The sequence below is a fragment of the Rhizobium sp. WSM1328 genome (genome assembly GCF_057653715.1).
On sequence record NZ_CM172788.1, the window covers coordinates 2,673,641 to 2,691,796 of the forward strand.

Below are 18,156 nucleotides of genomic sequence, written 5' to 3' on the forward strand. Positions count from 1 at the left end.
TCTACATGGACAAAGGGGAAGCGGGAGTTGGGGTTGGGTCATGCTGGGTCGCTGGAAAAACATCTGTCGCGCCGGGGTGGCGCTTGCGCTTGCCGTGCCGGGCTTTTCGCCGGCCGCGGCTGACCCGGTGCAGCGTGCAACACCGGTGGCCGGTTCCGTCATCGCCCGCAAGACCGGCGAAGAAGTCCGCTTCATCGACGTGTCGAACTGGCGTGTCGTCGACATCAATCAGGATCTGCTGACCGGCGACGTGCTGCGCACCAACGCCAACGGCCAGCTCGCCATCGTCTTTTCCGATCACACCCAGGTTCGCCTCGGCCGCAATTCCTCGTTGCAGGTCAAGAAGATGGCCGCGAGCGGCGACACGACGCTGGAGCTGCAATCGGGAACGATCTGGGCGCGCGCCGAGCGCGGCGGCCAGGGCCTGACGGTGGAAACGCCGGCCGCCGCGGCCGCAATCCGCGGCACCGACTGGACGATGACGGTCGAGGGCAACAAGACTTCGATGATTGTGCTCGAGGGCCGCGTCGCGCTCAGCAACCCGCAGGGCAGCGTCGAGGTGAACGAGGGCGAAGGGGCTGTGGCGACCATCGGCCAGGCGCCGAGCAAGATCATCAGCGTCAATCCTGACGACCGAGAACAGATGCTCTTCTATCTTGACCTGCGCGACGGCTTCGACCTGATGCCGACTTCGCCGCTACGGGCCGACCGCATGGCGACCGAACGCCGCCGCCTGTTGGCGCTGCCGCCGGAACGCCGCACGACCGAAGACTGGCTGGCACTTGCCGAAGTTCAGAGCGCCTTCGACGGACGCCGGGCTGCAGCGGCAACGCTGACGAATATCCGCGACCGCAAACTGACGGCAGCCCAGCAGGCGCGCGTCGACCTGATCGACGCCACCATCGCCGGCTCGGAAAAGCGTTATGGCGATGCCGCCAAGCTCTTCCAGAAGGCCCTGCCGCATCTCGACCCGATACGCCGCAACATGGCGCAATATGGCGGCTATTTCGCCCGCTCGCTGGCCGAGCCTGCCCATGCCGAACAGCCGCCCGCGAATACCACCGGCCCCTATGGCGCGATCATGCAGGCCTATACGACAGGCTTCCTAAAAAACCCACACGCAGCGCTCGAGATCATAAAGAAAGCGGAGCAACGCTATCCCGATGATCCGACCCTGCCGGCGGTCCGCGCCCAGTTGGCGGAGCTCACCGACGACCGTGAGCAGATGAAGGAAGCGATAGAACGCTCGCTGTCGCTCGACCCTGACCATCCGATGGCGCTCTCCGCCCGCGCGAGTTACAAGGCGGTCTATCAGAGCGACGTCAACGGCGCGCTTGCCGATCTGAACCGCGCCATCGAACTTGCCCCCGGCGGTTCAGGCACGCTGAATTCGCTCGGCCTGCTGCAGAGTTCGCGCGATGCTAATGGCGAAGCGGAAAAAGCCTTCAAGGAGGCGATCGAGCTCGATCCGCAGGACCCCTTGCTGCGCGCGAATCTCGCAATCCTCTATCTCGATCAGGGGCGCATGAAGGAAGCCAAGCACGAGATCGACACGGCAATTGCGCTCGATCCATCCTTCGATATCGCCCTGCTCGCCCGCGGCCGATACTACCTGCAAACTGGCGAGCGCGATAAGGCGCTGCAAGATTTGCTCGCCGCCAGCACCGCCAACCCGGCGCATTCGCAATCACAGCTGATGCTCGCCGCCGCCCATTACGAAAAAGGCGACCGCATTCCTTCCCAGCAGGCGCTCGACAATGCCGACCGGCTCGACAAGAACGACCCGGTTATCTCGGCCTTCCGCACCGCCGTCGATATCGACGATTACGACGCCGACGGCGCGATCCGCAACGCGCAGGAATTCCTGCGCCGCTCGCGCGCCCGCGGCGGCGATTACAGCTCGCTCGGCGCCAATGCGAGTGCTGGTTCTACGCTCAACAACGCCTTCCGCCTGCAGGGCCTAGATGCCTGGGGCCGCTATTACGGCGATGCCGTCTTCGATCCCTTCAGCGGCACCGGTTATATCGATCAAACGATCAAGGGTAGCATCTTTCCTTTCGTCAACGCGACCAGCTTCAGCGACGACAATATCATCCAAAACCGCGGCAACGCGTCGAGCTACTCATCCTTCATCCAGGGCCTGTTGCTTTCGCCGCACATGCTTTCCGGCCGCTCGCGCTCGGCAACGCTGTTCGATGTCCCCTTCATCGAAGGCTCGCTCGGCGGCGGCATCAACAGCGTCGACGGCCACACGAGACGCATCGGCGAGGCCGATATCCAAGGTTATTCGAACGCGACGATCCCAATCAGCTTCTATGGCAACCTGACCTGGGAAGAGCTGGCGCTCGACCGCGACTACCAGGATTTCGGCGGTGTCCAGACGGATAACAAGCTGCTAAGCGCCAACGGTTATCTGACGGCAACGGTCACACCTGATGATCGCGTGGTAGCCTTCGTCAACCACGGCAAGAATGATGGAGCGCTGAGCGCCTTGTCGTCAAACACCGGGTTCATGGAACTCGTGTTCCGTGTCCCTATCCCTCTGCCTCTCTACACGACAGAGGAGACTGTACGAGAAAGCACATATGCCGGCATCGGCTGGAGCCACACTTTTGCGTATGAAAACGTGTTGAATGGAGCGCTGCTTTATTCAGGAAGCAAATCGAATACCAGCAGCGTGCTTGATGTCGACCTGGACCCAGTGTTTATCGGCAGAGGGGTTCCCTTCATCATTCCCTTTGCCAGCGTCACTCAGGAAAGCGAATCCCAAACCTATATCGGCGCTTTGAGCCATTCCATAGGTGCCGGGCCTTTGACATTTCGCTACGGCATCGAAGGCGGCTGGATGGATGCCAGCAGCACCGTCGATACGACGCTTCTGGGCTTGACGGCGCCCCTCGATCACAATGAGAACACCATCGATATCGGCCGCGGCTATGTCGATGTGCTACATGAGATCACGCCGGATCTTAAGGGCGAATACGCCTTGTTTGCCACGCGCCTGGAGGGCGACGGCATCGATATCACCCGGCTGGAGCCGCGCTTCGGCCTCGCCTGGGCGCCGGTTCCAAACCACTGGCTGCGTGCTGCCTTCATGCGTCAGAGCTTTGATATTGGGATTCCGACCCTTGCCCCCATCGGCGTTCTCGGGCTGCAAGCCAACCAGTTTTCCACCAATCCGCGAGGTTACACGGATACGGTCGCCCTGCAGTGGGATGCCGAATGGACCGACCGCTTCTTCACCTCGGTCGAGTACCAGCACCAGGAGCTGCATGATTTCTCGATCGATTTTCCGCTGATCTCGCTTCCCTCGGATAGCAGCCTGCCGATCTCGCGCGGCAGCATCGATCGGGCTGCCGTCACAGCAAACGTCGTGCTCGGCCATGGTTTCGGCCTTTCGGCTACCTATGCCTACATGGATTCGGAAAACCGGGATCCACTTGAGCCGATCTATGGCGGCCCTCTTCCCTTCATACCGCAGAATTCAGGGCAGATTGCGCTGACCTGGGTCAACGAAGCCAAGGTCAAGGCGACGGTCGCCGCCAACTATATCGGCGAGCGCGACGGCGATCGGTTCGGCACCAAGCTCGACGATTACTGGAGCCTCGACGCCCACCTGATCTGGGAACCGTTCGACAAGCGCATCGAGCTGGAGGCGGCCGCCTATAACCTGCTCGACGAGGACTTCGAGATCACCCCCGGTGTGCCCGGCTGGGGCCGCGCCTTCAAGGGCACGCTCAAAGTCCGCTTCTGATGCGGCTGCGGGACAAACCTCGGCAGGCCAGTCACACCAGGGGCCGCCATCTCAGGCTGCTCGTGCTGTCGCTGACGACGCTGATCGCCATCTCGCTGCTGTCGCGCCTGCCCGCCTGGTCACTGCTCGAGCTCAGAAGCTTCGACTATCTCTCGACCGTCGACGATCCCCGTCCGCCACCCGGCGGACCCGTCATCGTCGCGATCGACGAACCCTCGCTTGCCGATATCAACGCGCAATGGCCCTGGCCGCGCAGTCTTCATGCCCAGCTCGTCACCCAGTTGCGCGCCGCCGGCGCCCGCGTCATCGGCTTCGACATCATCCTGGCCGAACCCTCGACGCCGGAGAACGACAACGCGATCACTAACGCCGTCGGCCCGGATGTCGTCCTTGCCGGCGACGAGACGTTGATCGAGACGCCGCAGGCCTCGCAACTGATCCGTGCGACACCGCTGCCGCAGTTGACCGAGGCAGGTGCCGTGACTGGCATCGCCTCCGTCGAACTCAGTGGCGACGGCACCTTCCGGCGTATTCCGGGCTATGAGGACGGCTTTGCCGCCATGCTGGCCAAGGTCGCCGGCGTGGCCCCCGAGACTCTGCCCGCCGGCCGGCTCATCCAGTCCTTCGGCCCCGCCCGCAGCTATCCCACCGTCTCCTACTACCAGGCGCTCGACCCGAAGAAGCTGCTGCCGCCGGATTATTTCAAGGACCGTGTCGTGCTGGTCGGCCTCAGCCTGCAGAATGCGCCGGCGATCGACAAAGGTGGCGTCGATGCCTTTGCGACGCCCTACACGGTTCATACCGGCAAGCTCGTCTCCGGCGTCGAGATCCAGGCGACGATCTACGACAATATCCGCAGCGGCCTGTCGATCGCGGAAGCCCGGCTGCCGACGGTCGCTGCCTGCATCCTGATATCGGTGCTGCTGGCCGCCACCACCGTCTGGCGCTCGACGGGATGGCTGACGATCGTAACGAGCGCGGCGGCGCTGCTCGCCTTCGCCGCCGTCAGTGCCGCCGGTATGCGGCTAACCCATATCTTCGTCTCGCCGCTTGGGCCGACGGTCGCCTATATCTCTGTCGTCTTCGGCCAGGCCGCCTTCGATTTTGCCGAGGAGCGCCGCAACAAGCGCCAAATCACCCGCGCCTTTGCCCAATATATCTCGCCCGATCTAGTCAGGCGCCTGTCGAGCGATCCCTCGCAGCTGAAGCTCGGCGGCGAGCGGCGCACCCTCTCGGTGCTTTTCTCAGACGTACGCGGCTTCACCACCATCGCCGAGACGCTGAAGGACGACCCCGAGCAGCTGACCGGCCTGATCAACCGGCTGCTGACGCCGCTTTCCGACGTGGTGATGGACCATGGCGGGACGATCGACAAATATATGGGCGATTGCATCATGGCCTTCTGGAACGCGCCGCTCGACGATCCCGATCATGCCCTGCACGCCGTCAAAGCCTCGCTTGCCATGCAGGCGGCGATATCGAGCCTTAACCGCGAGCTCGAGCAAGAGGCGGCGATGCGGGGCGGCAGGCCGCATGTGTTGAAGATGGGCGTCGGCATCAACACCGGCGAATGCATCGTCGGCAATATGGGCTCGACCCGCCGCTTCGACTATTCCTGCCTCGGCGACAGCGTCAACCTCGCCTCCCGCCTCGAAGGCGCCTCGAAGAATTATGGCGTGGCCCTGCTACTCGGCGAGGAGACCGCAAGGCTGGTCGCCAGCATCTACACCGTCGTCGAGCTCGACCGCATCATCGTCAAGGGCCGCACCGCGCCCTCGCCTGTCTATACCGTCGTGCACAAGGCCGAAGCCGAAGCCCTCGCCGCCCATCGGGCTTTTCTCGAGGCGAAATACACCGGCACGCTTGCGCCATCCGACCCCGCTTTCGACAGGCTGGCCGCCGATATCCCAGGGCTTTCCGGCTACTACGCGATCATGCGGGATGCGTTGGCCGGATCCGGTGAGGAATGACCATCACTTTCGGGGGGCGAATGCCACCGGCAGCTCTGCGTCCTAAGGGCGGCAAATCAGCTCGCCAAGGTCAGGCCGCCGTAACGACTGACTTCATTTTCGATTTCTGCGACCAGAGTATCGAGCGCAGGATTTCGCGCCTTACGGGCCCGACGCACCACATAGGCCAGGGCGGGAGGCGTGGGCAGCCGGTTGGTAATGATATCCATCGCGGGACGCAGGTGGCGCCCGTTCAGAAGCGCCACACCCAGGCCTGAGGTGACTGCCGAGACGATTCCGGCGGCGCTGGTGCACTCAAACACCGTCTCGAAAAGGGTGTCGTCATCTTGGCCGATATCGAGTGCCCATTGGCGATAGAAGCATTCGTCGTCGAAAGACAGGAATGGAATCGGACCACTCGGTGGCAGAGCCAGGTCGGAATGTTTCACCCAGTAGAGCTGCTCCCGGAAAAGCACGATATCGGTCGGGCGAACCTCATGGGCAAAGATCTGCACGATCGCAGCGTCGATCTCTCCTTGCTCCAGCATCGCCCGTAGAACCAAACTCATCCTGACCTTGGTGCGCACGGCGACATCAGGATGGAGGCGGCGAAACCGGCCTAATATGCGGGCGAGATCGGTACACGTGGTGTCCTCGGTCAGCCCGAGGGCGATGCGTCCTGCGAGCGGCGTTTTCGTCAGGCTGAGAAGCGCTTCGTCATGAAGACCGAGAATGCGTTCGGCGTAAACCAGCAAATCCTCGCCGGCGGCTGTGAACACAGGCGCTCCCGGCTTGCGGCTGAGAAGATCACAATCGAGGCTGACTTCAAGCCGCTTGATCTTGTGGCTGACGGCCGATTGCGACAGACCCAGCGCCTCGGCAGCGCGAGTGATGCCGCCATGACGGCGAACGGACCAAAGGACCCGTAGCGCGTCTATTTCCAATCGTCGGCTGTTGAGTTCGGTCAAGGCAGGCACTCTCCGCTGACTATGCTGCAAAGCCTATGCATGGAGGTGGTGACGTTGGCAAGCCACCATCGATAAATCAATCATCCTGTCATGTCGTCATCGAAATTTGTCATGTGCGAGGTCGATCCCTTTGGCCTATGGCTGAGCAGAACGAAATCAAAATGAGTATCCCATGACGGATGAAGTTCTCGCTCGGCGTGCGCCAAATCACCGCTTCTTATGGCCCGTTCTGGCGACGCTTCTGGTGATCAGCTGGAGTTCCGGTTTCGTCGGCATCCGTTACGCCAGCGAGGAGGCGAGCGTCATCCTGGTCTTGTTCTGGCGCACCTTTCTGTCGGGACTGACACTGCTGCCCTTCGCGCTGACCATTGGGCCGAGGATGCATCTGCGCATTGTGCTGGGCCAGATGCTGTTCGGCGTGATGTCAGTCTTCCTCTATCTCGGCGGATTCGCTCTCGCCATCGAGCAGCGCGTGCCGACGGGGCTAGTCGCACTGATTTCTGACCTCTTGCCGCTGGCGATTGCGTGCCTGTCGCAACCCCTCCTGGGCGAACGGCTGACGCAGCGACAATGGCTGGGGACGGCAATCGCCGTGGCGGGCGTTCTGCTCGTTTCGCTCGAAAGCCTGAGCTTCGGCGAGGCCCCGCTCTGGGCCTACGGGCTGACGGCCGGCTCGATGCTGGTCTTTGCCCTCGCCTCCGTTCTCTACAGACGGCGGCGCGAGGCGCATATGCCTGTCCATCAGAGCCTTTGCATCCAGACCCTGACCGGCTCGGCCTTGTTTTCGTTCTGCGCCTTCATGCAGGGCAACATGATCCCGCCGATGAGCGTCGATTTCGCCATCGGCATGGCATGGCTCGTGCTGATTGCGACCTTCGCTGCCTATTCGGTCTACTACACCAGCCTTCGACTGTTCCCCGTGGCGCAGGTCAGCGCCGCGATCTACCTCAGCCCGCCTGTCACCATGTTATGGGCCTGGGCTCTATTTTCCGAGCCGCTGACGGCAACGATGTTCATCGGGCTGGCGGTGACACTGGTGGGCGTCTGGATGACCTCGCGAGCGTGAACGCCGCCGGAGCAAGAAAGAAGCCGCAGCTTCCCTTTCTTGACCGCGGTTATTCCAGGCGGCGCGCTTCCAGCGGCGCGTCCTGTCTGAACCCCTCGAAATAACGGCCGCCATGCAGGGCAAGCTCCCGATCGGCCAAAGCCAGAAATCGGGTGCCGTCGCCCGCTGCCGCCGGTCTGAACGCCGCGTCGAATTCCGCTGCCAATTCTGCATCGAGCTTTCGCATCAGGCGCGGCGCCCACTTCCCGCGGCCGGCCCATGCGCCACGCCCGAGCAGGATCAGGTCGGCGAGCTTCTGGTAGAGCAGCGCGGCGATGGCGGCGATCTCTTCGGGTGGGCGGGCGCCGCGCAGGTCATCGGCCAGATCGGTGACCTGGTAGCGCAGCATGTCATAGCTTGGACCGCCGAGAGGCTTGGGTCCTGCCGCCAGCATCTCCGTCGCCTTTGTCTGGATTGCGCGGGCGCGGTCGATATCCGATCCCAGGATTCTGCCTGTCGCAACCATGTTGGCCATGATGGGATAACCGCTGTCGGCATCCTGATGGAGATAATGCGCCAGCGTCTGCGGATCATGGACGAAGGCCTCGACCGGGAAACCGCCTTCAGTGAACGATTCGCGCCATGCTCTTTCGAGGGACGGGAACACGACGACCAGATCGATATCCGAAAAGGCGGTCCCTTCGCCGCGCATGATGGAACCCGCCGCGTAGGCGAAAGCAGCCCCAACATAGCGGCCAACGACACAGCGGTTGGCAGCGGTCAGCGCCCGCTCCGCAAGAATATGCTTCTGGATATCGTCCACGATCTCGTCCTCGAATGCGGGCACGGGCGGGAACAAAAAACCCGCTCGTCTCCGGCGGGTTGGTCTTAGCAGCGATGAACGGATTTCAGTTCACGCGTCTACCACCCACCGCGGCGCGGTGGTCGTAGACGTCATCGAAACTGCAAAAGTCCTGTTCATGGCTAATGTTAACCCGCGACGGTGACAGCGTCAATGCGCCGAAGCCGGACGCCAAGGACGGCTTTCCCGGCGCGATGTTTTGCGTCTAAGATGGGGCAAGACTCGCAAAAAGGAAGAACCCGCCATGCCCCATCCCGCCACCGTCATTCCGCGTCCCGCACCGGTTTTGCTGCCGGTCGAAGGCAGTGACGAGCGCTTTCCGGTGCGCCGTGTCTATTGCGTCGGGCGTAATTATGCCGATCACGCAATCGAGATGGGCCATGATCCCAGCCGCGAGCCGCCCTTCTTCTTCCAGAAGAATGCCGACAACCTGCTGCCGGCGGGCAAGGCCTTTCCCTATCCGTCTCTGTCGAACGACGTGCACTACGAGGTCGAGTGCGTGCTGGCGCTGAAATCAGGCGGCGCAAACATCGAGGCCGCGGACGCGCTCGACTGCGTCTACGGCTATGCCGTCGGCATCGATTTCACCCGCCGCGACCTCCAGGGCGAGGCAAAGAAACTTGGTCGTCCCTGGGAGGTCGGCAAGGCCTTCGAACATTCCGCTCCTATCTCGTCAATCGTTCCGGCCAGCCGCCTCGGCCAACCCGCGGAAGGCAGGATCTGGCTGGAACAGAACGGCAAGCGCGTGCAGGACGGCGATCTCAACCAGATGATCTGGAAGGTGCCGGAGATCATCGCCGAACTGTCGAAGCTCTTCACTCTTGCAGCCGGCGATATCATCATGACCGGCACGCCCGCCGGCGTCGGCGCGGTGGCCAGGGGTGATCGCATCAATTGCGGCATCGACGGCGTCGCCACCCTATCGGTCGAGGTCGTCTGAGGAGAAAGCGATGCCCGTCTACGCACTTGGCGGATCGACGCCGAAACTGCCCGCCGCCGGCCTCTATTGGATCGCACCGGACGCCAATATCATCGGCCAGATCGAGCTCGGCGAGAATGTCGGCATCTGGTTCGGCGCCGTGCTGCGCGGCGACAACGAGAAGATCACCGTCGGCGAAGGCACCAACATCCAGGAAGGCGTGATGGCCCATACCGACATGGGCTTCCCGCTGACGATAGGCAAAGACTGCACCATCGGCCATCACGCCATCCTCCACGGCTGCACCATCGGCGACAACACGCTGATCGGCATGGGTGCGATTATCCTGAACGGTGCGAAGATCGGTGACAACTGCCTCGTCGGCGCCAATGCGCTGGTCACCGAGGGCAAGCAATTCCCCGACAACTCCCTGATCGTCGGAGCACCCGCCCGGCTCGTGCGTGTGCTGGACGAGAAGGCTGTCGAGAGCATCCGCCGCTCGGCGGAAAACTACGTGGCGAATTGGCAGCGGTTTGCGCGGGATCTCCGGCAAATCAGTTGATCGGGCAACGCGACCGGTGGCCAGCCCCGTCCTTCGAGGCCCCTGCGGGGCACCTCAGGATGAGGCTGGAGAGAGGGCACGGGTGAGAGAAGAGCAACAGATGACGGTCGCGAATTCATCAGCCTGCAGACACATCCATAGCCTTCCAACGACACGGCACACCGATCAGCCCTCATCCTTGTACGTTGCCGTTGCTGTATAAAGGGGCTGTGCGGCGGGGATGCGTGTCATCCTTGGGTCTTGAACTCGTACCTCAGCAAGCATCTCCGTCGCCATGTCTTCGCTCGAACGGTTGGTTGGGCTTCGAGCCCGCGTTGCAAGGAGGAGCAGTCATGCATATCCAGCAATCTTTCATGGTCGGTATCGATGTCTCGAAGGCCCATCTCGACGTTGCCGTTGAGGGCAAACGCGCCGTTGTCCGCTTCGACAACAATGCGCCAGGCTGTGCCGCACTCACTGCGGCAGTGGCCGGCGCAGAGCTTGTCGTCGTCGAGGCGACCGGCGGTTACGAGATGGCAATCGTCAGAACGCTTATGGCCGCCGGTATTGCCGTCGCCGTCGTCAATCCCCGCCAGGTGCGCGACTTCGCCAGGGCCAGCGGTCGTTTGGCCAAGACCGATCAGGTCGACGCCCGCGTCACGCTCCACTTCGCCAGAGCGATGCGGCCGGCACAGATCCCCCATATCGACGACGGCCGCATCGCGCTTGCTGCGCTTGTCACCCGCCGTCGCCAACTCATCGACATGGCGGTCGCCGAGAAGAACCGCCTCGAGCATGCGCCTGAGGCCGTCGCAGCGCTGATTGGCGAGACCCTCGCCGCCCTCAGGGCTCAGCTCGCCCGCGTCGATGCCGCCATCGCGCTCGCCATCGAGGCCGAGCCCGACATGGCCGCACGCCGCAATCTGCTGCTGACCGTGCCGGGCATTGGCGAGGTCAGTGCCGCCGTGCTCATCGCCGAACTGCCCGAACTCGGCGCCATCGACGACAAGAAGCTCGCAGCCCTCGTCGGCGTCGCCCCCATCGCTCACGACAGCGGCACATGGCGTGGACAACGCCATATCGCCGGCGGCCGCGCCACCGTCCGATGCGCCCTCTATATGGCTACGCTCTCGGCCATCCGTTGCAACCCGGCCATCAAGACCTTCCACAAAAGGCTGCGCGACGCGGGCAAACCGCCCAAGGTCGCCATCGTCGCCGCCATGCGAAAGCTCATCATCATGATCAACACTATTCTTAAAAGACGAACCCCATGGAACCAGCCCCAACAACACGGTTGCTGAGGTGCGCAGGCCAAGGGCCGGAGCCTCGAAGGACCGGGGCGGGTGATTAGGCCCCTCTCCGCCCGCCAAAGCGCTCACCACACGCCCGGAATCCAACGCCACCGCATGCGCGCCATATACTCCTCGTACCCCTCGAGCCCCTTGCGCAATTCTGCCTCCTCCCCCAGCGTCCGGCCGAAGAGGACGATGATGAGCAGGCCGGCGGGAACCAGCGCGTAGAGCGATCCAAGCGACAGCGCCATGCCGACGCTGAGCACGAGGGCGGTTGCGTATCCGGGATGGCGGATGGCGGCGTAGGGTCCGGTGTCGATCACCTTGTGGTCACGGTCGGTCTGAATGCGCACAGTCGGCTCGAAATGCCGGTTGACCGATTGCGCCCAGGTCAGGCCGAGATAACCTGATGTCATCAGGAGATAGCCGATGAGGACGACCCAATCGGGCTGCGGCGCCCAGTGGAACCGTCCGTCGTCGAATGCACCGACCGGAAAAATGGCGGCAAAGAGAATGATCGTCAGCGTCGCCACCACGGCGTCCCAGGGTTTGGTACCCTTCTGGTATCGGCTGCGCGCCGCAAACAGCTCCGGATTCGTCCGCCGGATCCAGATGAGCGCGACACGTGTCAGCACAAGGTACAGGCCGAGAAAAATCCACCCGCGCGGCCAGTCGAGCGTGCCCGCCGGCCAGAACAGCGCGGCAAACATGACGGCAATGGTGATGGCGAGCGATCCGAAAGATGGCGCCGCGGCGAATGAGTGACCGGGCCGAGTGTCCCGCTGCGTCATGATCGCTCTCCATACCATGACAGCGCCGCGCGTCCTTTTGGACGCGCAGAAGGACGCTGAACATGGCGGATTTCGTTGAAAAAATCACGTTACTCGGCGGCTTCGAGAAACAGGCTGTTTCGTGAAGATGAGGCAAGTGCCTGAACCCTGGCTTCCGCCTTGGCGATCAGTTGATAGAATTCGTCCTGCGCTTCGACGTCCAATTGAATGACGGCATTGACGTCGTCGGGCGTATCGCAAACGCAGGCGACCGCAGAAATGGGACAGATACCGCCGGGATAGCGTCTGCCGGTGCCCGTATAGGCGCGACGTCCCCAACGCTCGGAATAAACCGTCTCTTCCCGCTCAAGCTGCAGAATCGTTCCCTTGCAGGCGGTCACGATAGCCGCCTTGCCGTAAGCGAACCAGTGATAGTTCAGCCTCCGGAGTATATATTTGCCGGTGATATCTTCGCCAGCCAGTTCGGCAGGGTTTTCAATCATTCTAATCATGACGGCTTCCTCAACGTTTAAACAATATCCGTCATGTCTTCGCGCGCAGCAAGTCAAAAAACGCTGCTTTTGGAGACACTTAGTCACAAAGTGTTTCCGATTCTTACATTAACCACGCGCCGATCACCCCTTGTGCACACAATTCTTCGTCGAATTTCCCGCTACCTGCTACCGATTTCGTCATTCCGAGGTGGCAGTCACGTTGATGTCCCCTTGTGTTTTTCGGCGCGGGCTCGATATGTCTCCCTGATTGGTCCGAAGAACGCACCGTTTTTCATCCCAAGAAGCGGCCGACTGCTTCGCTAGTTGGTCACCGCAGGAGAGTTTCATGGTCGACGCGATCAACCCCATCTCCGCCACCGCCGCGCCCGAACCCGCCAAGGTCGGCACCAGCACCTCGATCGACTCCGAACCAGACAACGCCTGGGTCGCCGCCCGCCAGTCGCAGATCACCGCCGATCAGTTGGCAGCAAAGAGGGCCGTGGAGAAGGAAGCCGCAGCCGATCTCATTCCGCACGCGGATCTGATCGTCGACGACGAGGAGCATCCGCAAAAGCGGCACCGGCATGCGGCATCGGAAGAAGGGGAAGAGGCCGGCGAACAGGCGGAACAGCCGGCCTTGTCAGGCGAAAGCGATCGGATCGGCACCCGCAATTTCGACGACGACACGCCCTTCGGCGAGCGCGTCGCTATCATCTGATCAAAAGCGCACCAAAATCGCGCCTCCACATCACATTGATGGCATTCATCTTCAACTTGGCCCCGAGCAGACGATCAGCAACAGCGCTGCCGGAAGCTATGAATGCAAGCGCTGAAGCGCTTCACGTGCCAACTCGTCGACCCCTTCCAACTGGTCCGCCTTGCTCGGTTGATCCGCCAGCTTCCGGAGGTCGCCCTCAAGCGCTTCAACAACCTCCATCGACAGCTTCGACGATCAGTTGAAAGCAGAAATATTTTTGAGGGGAGTCATCTCCTCGGAGAACGCGCGACACCGGGTCAACAATTGGCATTCCGAGTGAGACGAGAAAACGAGCCAGAGGTGGAGCAATAGGCCAGTTGCCGTCCGCGGTCCACGCCAGCAAGTCATCCAGGATCGGAGCGATCGCAGGATAACCAGCGCTCTCGATACCAGAAAGAGCGGCAACGTCGTGCTTGTCACGAGGGACGAGGCTCCTTGCATCGAACACGCCAATCACTCCATCTTGTTGGGCCTCTCCCCACCCCGAAGCTGGGCTTCGATTGCCACTTTGTCGATGGCCGACCAGACCTCGACGATCTTGCCGCCGCGAAATTCGTAGATGACGTTCTCGGTGAAGGAAAGGCGCCTGCCGTTCACATCGAGGCCGAGGAATTTTGCCTTCGGCCTGCAATCGAAGCCGAGCCGGCAGGCGATGTATGGCGGATCGCAAAGAAGCATCAGCACCTTGAAATAGAGATCGGGAATCTCATCGAAGTCCCGCTCGAGCATGGCGACGTAACCCGACAGCCCGAGGCGCCGACCGTTATGAACTGCATCGTCGCCGACGAACTGCCCGAGATTGGGCCAGTCCTGCCTGTTCAGGCAGGCGATGTAGCCGCGGTATATCTTCGCGAGTTCGGTTTTCGTCACGCGATCGTCTCTGGCTTGGATTCTCAGGCAAAGATAGCGCCGGCATCTGCACTTGCCAGCGGCGAGCGCGCCGCCTCGAGACTTTCAGTTCAAGAGAACTCGCCTGCACGGGGACCAGCAAGCGTCACGCGCCAGCCCGTTCGCGATTGGAAATCCTGAGTGGCCAGAAACGTATAGCCCGTGGTGCGCCAGAGCCTGACGGCGCTGGTCAGATTGTCGAGCACATAATCGCCGCCGTCCGTCCGGGCAATGAGAACGACATGGTTTTGATCGTGCGGTCCAATCACCACGGAAAGCGCCAACCTGTTCGATGGAAAACCAGCTTCGATCAGGTCCTTCATCTTCTGGAGAGCGTAGTCCTCACAGTCCCCACGGCCGGCAACCGGCAGAGACCAAACATCCTTATTTCGGGAAGACGGGCGATCTTCCGCGGGAATGATACGTCCATTTACGGCACGATTGACCTTTTGAAGTAGCGCTGTTCCTGCCTGATCATTCAGCTGTTGCGCCGCCATCCTGCCGCACAGCCACTTGTACTTGGCGCAGGCTGCGGCGAATCCCACGGGTGCGCCGATGCTTCGCGTCACAGGAAGCGAGGATCCCGCAACCGCTTGAAAATGCAGAAGAATGAATAAAAAGGCAGCGAGCGAAAAGAGGCGCTTCATAGCCGATTCCTTTTATTTGTTGCGAAACAATAACATAGGCACAATAAAAATTTAGTAAAATTTTATACTTGCGAATTTAACTGTATTAGATGAATTAGACAGATTAACCATCATCTATTCTTCGTGTTAATTTATTGTTAGTGTAAGAGTTCTCCCCATTAACATTCGGTTAACCTTGGGAGATGGATTGAAATGATCAGCAGAGCAGCGAAATTCAGCATCGCCGTTGCTTCCCTTCTGGCAAGCAGCAGCTTGGCAACGGCAGCGCCGGCAGTCGTTAATTGCAAGGCCGCAGTTCGCGGAACACTCGAATACAGGCTGTGCATGCCGACCAGAGCAATTCAGTCCGATAGCAGGTTCAATCCGAACGATAACGATCGCGGCAGCCAGAACATTGGCGGCGGCAAGAAGACATCCAGCACCGGCTCCGTCGCCAGCAATGGGAATAATGGCGATGATGGTAATGGCGACGGCGACGGCAGCGGCGACGGCAATGGCGACGGCAATGGCGACGGCAGCGGCAGCGGCGACAATGGCGGAAAGGACGATCACGGCGGCAAGGGCCATAGTCATCACGGCGGCAAGGACGGGAAAGATCACGGGCACGGCAAGGACGGTCCGGGCCACGGTGGAAAAGACCATCACGGCGGCAAGGACCGCGATCATCACGACCACGACAAGGGCGGAGAAGATCACGATCACGGCAAAGGTGGCAAAGACGGCCCAGGCAAAGGCGGCAATGACGGCAATGACGGCCCAGGCAAGGGTGGTAACGACGGTCACGGCAAGGGCGGCAATGACGGCCCCGGCAAGGGCGGCAATGACGGTCCCGGCAAGGGCGGCAACGACGGTCCCGGCAAGGGCGGCAATGACGGCCCCGGCAAGGGCGGCAACGACGGTCCCGGCAAGGGCGGCAATGACGGCCCCGGCAAGGGCGGCTCTGAATCTAAGCCGGACTAACCCGATCGGGGCAAAAGAAAGTGAGAGGCGAGGCCGGGTTACCGGCCTCGCCCTTTTTGATCGCCGCTTTGTGATCGGCGTCTAATAACGTCGGGATCTTACGGGTTCTGCCATCGCAATAGCCCGCGAGGCGATCGTCTAGCGAAGGCGAGGAAGCTTATGCCGCACAGGCCTCGCACAACCCACGGATCTCGATCGTCGTCTTTTCGGGCTTGAACTTCTGCCCGCGCACCCATTCCATAAGTCGGTGATCGACCTCGTGGTCGTGGAACTCCGTCACCTGGCCACAGCTTTCGCAAATGGCGAAGGCGACGATGCCGTGGCTGTGGCAATCGTCGCCCGGATGGGCGCAGGCGACGAACGAGTTGATGCTTTCGAGCCGGTGCACCACGCCATATTCGAGCAGCTTCTCCAGCGCCCGGTAGACCTGCAGCGGCGCGCGAAAACCGTGGTCGCGCAGCTTATCGAGGATGGTGTAGGCGCTGAGCGGCCCTTCGGCCTTTTCGAGCACGTCGAAGACCAGCGACTGGTTCTTGGTCAATTGCGGTGTCGTCATGAGCCTTGTCCTTGCATGACCGCGCGGTGGCGCCTGACCGGAAGCAGGCTGAGAATGAAGAGGATCAGCGCCGCGACCACGATCGAGGGGCCCGAGGGCGTGTCGTAGGTGAGCGAGCCGAACAGCCCGCCGACGACGGCGACCGCTCCAATCAGCGAAGCGAGCACTGCCATGATTTCCGGTGTCGGCGAGAAGCGCCGCGCCGCAGCCGCCGGAATGATCAGCAGCGAGGTGATCAGCATGATGCCGACGATCTTCATGGCAATGGCAATGACGACGGCCATCAGCAGCATGAAGAACAGCCGCGCCCGCTCCGGCCTCAGCCCCTCGGCCTCGGCGAGCTCGGCATTGACGGTCGCAGCCAGGAGCGGCCGCCAGAGCCAGGCCATTGCCACGAGCACGAACAGCCCGCCACCCCAGATTAGCGCGATGTCGGTCGTGGAAACGGCAAGGATATCGCCGAACAGGAAGGCGATGAGATCGATCCTCACCCAGCTCATGAAGGCGACCATGACGAGGCCGATCGCCAGTGTGGCATGTGAGAGGATGCCAAGCAGCGCATCGGCTGACAGCGCTTGGCGCTTCTGCAGGAAGAGCAGCAGCACCGACACGAGCGCGGCAACGGCAAAGACAGCCAGCGTCAGGTTGAGTTCGAAGAGCAGCGACAGTGCGACGCCGAGCAGCGCCGAATGGGCGATCGTATCGCCAAAATAGGCCATGCGCCGCCAGATGATGAAGCAGCCGAGCGGCCCTGTCGTCAGCGCCAGACCAACGCCGGCAAGAATGGCGCGCACGAAGAAGTCGTCAAGCATGGCGGTCCTCCGTGGCATGGGTATGCGGATGGTCATGTTCGTGGCGGTGCCCATCATGACCATCGTCGTGCTCATGACTGTGGTCATGCGCGTGATGCCCGTCATCGGGATGGCAATGGTCGGTCACCGTGCCGTCGGCATGTTGCACGCGTCCATCAGGCAGATGCGTATGATCATGGTGATGGCTATAGACGGCAAGCGTCTGCGCCGCCCGGCTGCCGAACAACTGCACATATTCCGGGCTGCGGCTGACCGACTCGGGCGTACCGCGGCAGCAGACATGGCCGTTGAGGCAGATGACCGTGTCGGTCTCGGCCATGACGACGTGGAGATCGTGCGAAATCAGCAGGATGCCGCAGCCCGTCGCATTGCGGATCGATTTGATCAGATCGTAGAGGGCGATCTCACCGGAGAAATCGACCCCCTGCACCGGCTCGTCGAGCACCAGCAGATCGGGCTTGCGCGCTATCGCCCGGGCCATCAGCGCCCGCTGGAACTCGCCGCCGGAGAGATGCTGGACCTCGGCATCGAGCATATGGGCGATACCGGCGGATTCGAGCGCCGAGAGCATATCGCGCTCGGGCAGCGGTCCGGTCAGCGTCATCAGCCGGCGCACCGAAAGCGGCAGCGTCCAGTCGATCGTGAGCTTTTGCGGAACATAGCCGACCTTGAGGCCGGCCTTGCGCTCCACCCTGCCCTGATCAGGCTTCAACACACCGATCGCCGCCTTGGCGCTGGTCGACTTGCCCGAGCCGTTCGGCCCGATCAGCGTGACGATTTCGCCGCGCGAAACGGAAAAGTCAACGCCGCGCACCAGCCAGCGGCCATTGCGCAGAACGCCGACATTTTCAAGCGAAACCAGCGGTTCGGCCCTGATACCAGCGGGGGTCTTTGCGGGAGAGAGCATCAAATTTTCCGAAAGTGCTGTTGCGTCCTGCTATT

The 18,156-nt window shown here is 61.8% G+C and carries 18 protein-coding genes; 8 read left to right on the top strand and 10 right to left on the bottom strand.

The window, feature by feature from the left end:
- Positions 1 to 40 precede the first annotated feature (40 nt).
- Positions 41 to 3,754, top strand: a complete 3,714-nt coding sequence (locus AC2444_RS13655; RefSeq protein WP_012758145.1) for a FecR domain-containing protein — start codon at positions 41 to 43, stop codon at positions 3,752 to 3,754.
- Complete coding sequence (locus tag AC2444_RS13660; protein ID WP_012758146.1) at positions 3,754 to 5,724, top strand: CHASE2 domain-containing protein; 1,971 nt, start codon at positions 3,754 to 3,756, stop codon at positions 5,722 to 5,724. Before AC2444_RS13655 ends, AC2444_RS13660 begins: the two co-directional genes overlap by 1 nt.
- Before the next feature lie 56 nt (positions 5,725 to 5,780).
- Here the strand turns inward: AC2444_RS13660 and AC2444_RS13665 are convergent, their stop codons facing one another.
- A complete protein-coding gene (locus AC2444_RS13665; protein ID WP_012758147.1) occupies positions 5,781 to 6,671 on the bottom strand; it encodes a LysR family transcriptional regulator in 891 nt (296 codons plus the stop codon).
- A 172-nt stretch (positions 6,672 to 6,843) separates the two neighbouring features.
- On the opposite strand from AC2444_RS13665, the gene AC2444_RS13670 reads away from it, so the two are divergent.
- On the top strand, positions 6,844 to 7,737 hold the full coding sequence (locus AC2444_RS13670; RefSeq protein ID WP_012758148.1) for a DMT family transporter: 894 nt from the start codon (positions 6,844 to 6,846) through the stop codon (positions 7,735 to 7,737).
- 49 nt (positions 7,738 to 7,786) lie between these two features.
- On the opposite strand, the gene AC2444_RS13675 is transcribed toward AC2444_RS13670, so the two are convergent.
- Complete coding sequence (locus AC2444_RS13675; RefSeq protein WP_012758149.1) at positions 7,787 to 8,539, bottom strand: nucleotidyltransferase domain-containing protein; 753 nt, start codon at positions 8,537 to 8,539, stop codon at positions 7,787 to 7,789.
- A 283-nt stretch (positions 8,540 to 8,822) separates the two neighbouring features.
- Between AC2444_RS13675 and AC2444_RS13680 the strand changes: the two genes are divergently transcribed.
- The 3 genes from AC2444_RS13680 (at position 8,823) to AC2444_RS13690 (ending at position 11,339) form a co-directional block, all read left to right on the top strand.
- Complete coding sequence (locus AC2444_RS13680; RefSeq protein ID WP_012758150.1) at positions 8,823 to 9,518, top strand: fumarylacetoacetate hydrolase family protein; 696 nt, start codon at positions 8,823 to 8,825, stop codon at positions 9,516 to 9,518.
- A gap of 10 nt (positions 9,519 to 9,528) precedes the next feature.
- Positions 9,529 to 10,059: a gamma carbonic anhydrase family protein gene (locus AC2444_RS13685; RefSeq protein WP_012758151.1), complete on the top strand. Its 531-nt coding sequence runs from the start codon at positions 9,529 to 9,531 to the stop codon at positions 10,057 to 10,059.
- 332 nt (positions 10,060 to 10,391) lie between these two features.
- Positions 10,392 to 11,339: an IS110 family RNA-guided transposase gene (locus AC2444_RS13690; protein ID WP_012755866.1), complete on the top strand. Its 948-nt coding sequence runs from the start codon at positions 10,392 to 10,394 to the stop codon at positions 11,337 to 11,339.
- Between the two features lie 74 nt (positions 11,340 to 11,413).
- On the opposite strand, the gene AC2444_RS13695 is transcribed toward AC2444_RS13690, so the two are convergent.
- Together AC2444_RS13695 and AC2444_RS13700 are read right to left on the bottom strand one after the other, a co-directional pair.
- A complete protein-coding gene (locus tag AC2444_RS13695) occupies positions 11,414 to 12,121 on the bottom strand; it encodes a methyltransferase family protein (RefSeq protein ID WP_012758152.1) in 708 nt (235 codons plus the stop codon).
- A gap of 89 nt (positions 12,122 to 12,210) precedes the next feature.
- Entirely contained in the window at positions 12,211 to 12,612 is a 402-nt protein-coding gene (locus AC2444_RS13700) for a hypothetical protein (RefSeq protein ID WP_003560747.1), read from the bottom strand.
- A 328-nt stretch (positions 12,613 to 12,940) separates the two neighbouring features.
- Here AC2444_RS13700 and AC2444_RS13705 point away from each other — a divergent pair, with 328 nt between their 5' ends.
- Positions 12,941 to 13,312, top strand: coding sequence for a hypothetical protein (locus tag AC2444_RS13705; protein ID WP_012758153.1), 372 nt, complete (start codon positions 12,941 to 12,943; stop codon positions 13,310 to 13,312).
- A gap of 205 nt (positions 13,313 to 13,517) precedes the next feature.
- On the opposite strand, the gene AC2444_RS13710 is transcribed toward AC2444_RS13705, so the two are convergent.
- The 3 genes from AC2444_RS13710 to AC2444_RS13720 form a co-directional block, all read right to left on the bottom strand.
- Entirely contained in the window at positions 13,518 to 13,799 is a 282-nt protein-coding gene (locus tag AC2444_RS13710) for a DUF5071 domain-containing protein (RefSeq protein ID WP_244432224.1), read from the bottom strand.
- Positions 13,800 to 13,804: 5 nt separating this feature from the next.
- On the bottom strand, positions 13,805 to 14,221 hold the full coding sequence (locus AC2444_RS13715) for an ester cyclase (RefSeq protein ID WP_012758154.1): 417 nt from the start codon (positions 14,219 to 14,221) through the stop codon (positions 13,805 to 13,807).
- Positions 14,222 to 14,310: 89 nt separating this feature from the next.
- Complete coding sequence (locus AC2444_RS13720; RefSeq protein ID WP_012758155.1) at positions 14,311 to 14,886, bottom strand: transglutaminase-like cysteine peptidase; 576 nt, start codon at positions 14,884 to 14,886, stop codon at positions 14,311 to 14,313.
- Positions 14,887 to 15,078: 192 nt separating this feature from the next.
- On the opposite strand from AC2444_RS13720, the gene AC2444_RS13725 reads away from it, so the two are divergent.
- Complete coding sequence (locus AC2444_RS13725; protein WP_164902750.1) at positions 15,079 to 15,846, top strand: hypothetical protein; 768 nt, start codon at positions 15,079 to 15,081, stop codon at positions 15,844 to 15,846.
- Between the two features lie 157 nt (positions 15,847 to 16,003).
- Here the strand turns inward: AC2444_RS13725 and AC2444_RS13730 are convergent, their stop codons facing one another.
- Genes AC2444_RS13730 through AC2444_RS13740 form a run of 3 tightly spaced genes read right to left on the bottom strand, consistent with a single transcriptional unit; the run spans position 16,004 to position 18,121 of the window.
- On the bottom strand, positions 16,004 to 16,402 hold the full coding sequence (locus AC2444_RS13730; protein ID WP_011652680.1) for a Fur family transcriptional regulator: 399 nt from the start codon (positions 16,400 to 16,402) through the stop codon (positions 16,004 to 16,006).
- Positions 16,399 to 17,214, bottom strand: coding sequence for a zinc ABC transporter permease subunit ZnuB (znuB, locus tag AC2444_RS13735; RefSeq protein ID WP_012758157.1), 816 nt, complete (start codon positions 17,212 to 17,214; stop codon positions 16,399 to 16,401). Before znuB ends, AC2444_RS13730 begins: the two co-directional genes overlap by 4 nt.
- A complete protein-coding gene (locus AC2444_RS13740) occupies positions 17,207 to 18,121 on the bottom strand; it encodes an ATP-binding cassette domain-containing protein (RefSeq protein WP_012758158.1) in 915 nt (304 codons plus the stop codon). The genes znuB and AC2444_RS13740 overlap by 8 nt, the downstream gene beginning before the upstream one ends.
- Between the last annotated feature and the right edge of the window lie 35 nt (positions 18,122 to 18,156).

Excerpts from the sequence above, each read along its gene's own strand:
- AC2444_RS13655 (WP_012758145.1), top strand. The coding sequence starts at position 41 with ATGCTGGGTCGCTGGAAAAACATCTGTCGCGCCGGGGTGGCGCTTGCG.
- AC2444_RS13660 (WP_012758146.1), top strand. The coding sequence starts at position 3,754 with ATGCGGCTGCGGGACAAACCTCGGCAGGCCAGTCACACCAGGGGCCGC.
- AC2444_RS13670 (WP_012758148.1), top strand. The coding sequence starts at position 6,844 with ATGACGGATGAAGTTCTCGCTCGGCGTGCGCCAAATCACCGCTTCTTA.
- AC2444_RS13680 (WP_012758150.1), top strand. The coding sequence starts at position 8,823 with ATGCCCCATCCCGCCACCGTCATTCCGCGTCCCGCACCGGTTTTGCTG.
- AC2444_RS13685 (WP_012758151.1), top strand. The coding sequence starts at position 9,529 with ATGCCCGTCTACGCACTTGGCGGATCGACGCCGAAACTGCCCGCCGCC.
- AC2444_RS13690 (WP_012755866.1), top strand. The coding sequence starts at position 10,392 with ATGCATATCCAGCAATCTTTCATGGTCGGTATCGATGTCTCGAAGGCC.
- AC2444_RS13695 (WP_012758152.1), bottom strand. The coding sequence starts at position 12,121 with ATGACGCAGCGGGACACTCGGCCCGGTCACTCATTCGCCGCGGCGCCA.
- AC2444_RS13700 (WP_003560747.1), bottom strand. The coding sequence starts at position 12,612 with ATGATTAGAATGATTGAAAACCCTGCCGAACTGGCTGGCGAAGATATC.
- AC2444_RS13705 (WP_012758153.1), top strand. The coding sequence starts at position 12,941 with ATGGTCGACGCGATCAACCCCATCTCCGCCACCGCCGCGCCCGAACCC.
- AC2444_RS13720 (WP_012758155.1), bottom strand. The coding sequence starts at position 14,886 with ATGAAGCGCCTCTTTTCGCTCGCTGCCTTTTTATTCATTCTTCTGCAT.
- AC2444_RS13725 (WP_164902750.1), top strand. The coding sequence starts at position 15,079 with ATGATCAGCAGAGCAGCGAAATTCAGCATCGCCGTTGCTTCCCTTCTG.
- AC2444_RS13730 (WP_011652680.1), bottom strand. The coding sequence starts at position 16,402 with ATGACGACACCGCAATTGACCAAGAACCAGTCGCTGGTCTTCGACGTG.
- znuB (WP_012758157.1), bottom strand. The coding sequence starts at position 17,214 with ATGCTTGACGACTTCTTCGTGCGCGCCATTCTTGCCGGCGTTGGTCTG.
- AC2444_RS13740 (WP_012758158.1), bottom strand. The coding sequence starts at position 18,121 with ATGCTCTCTCCCGCAAAGACCCCCGCTGGTATCAGGGCCGAACCGCTG.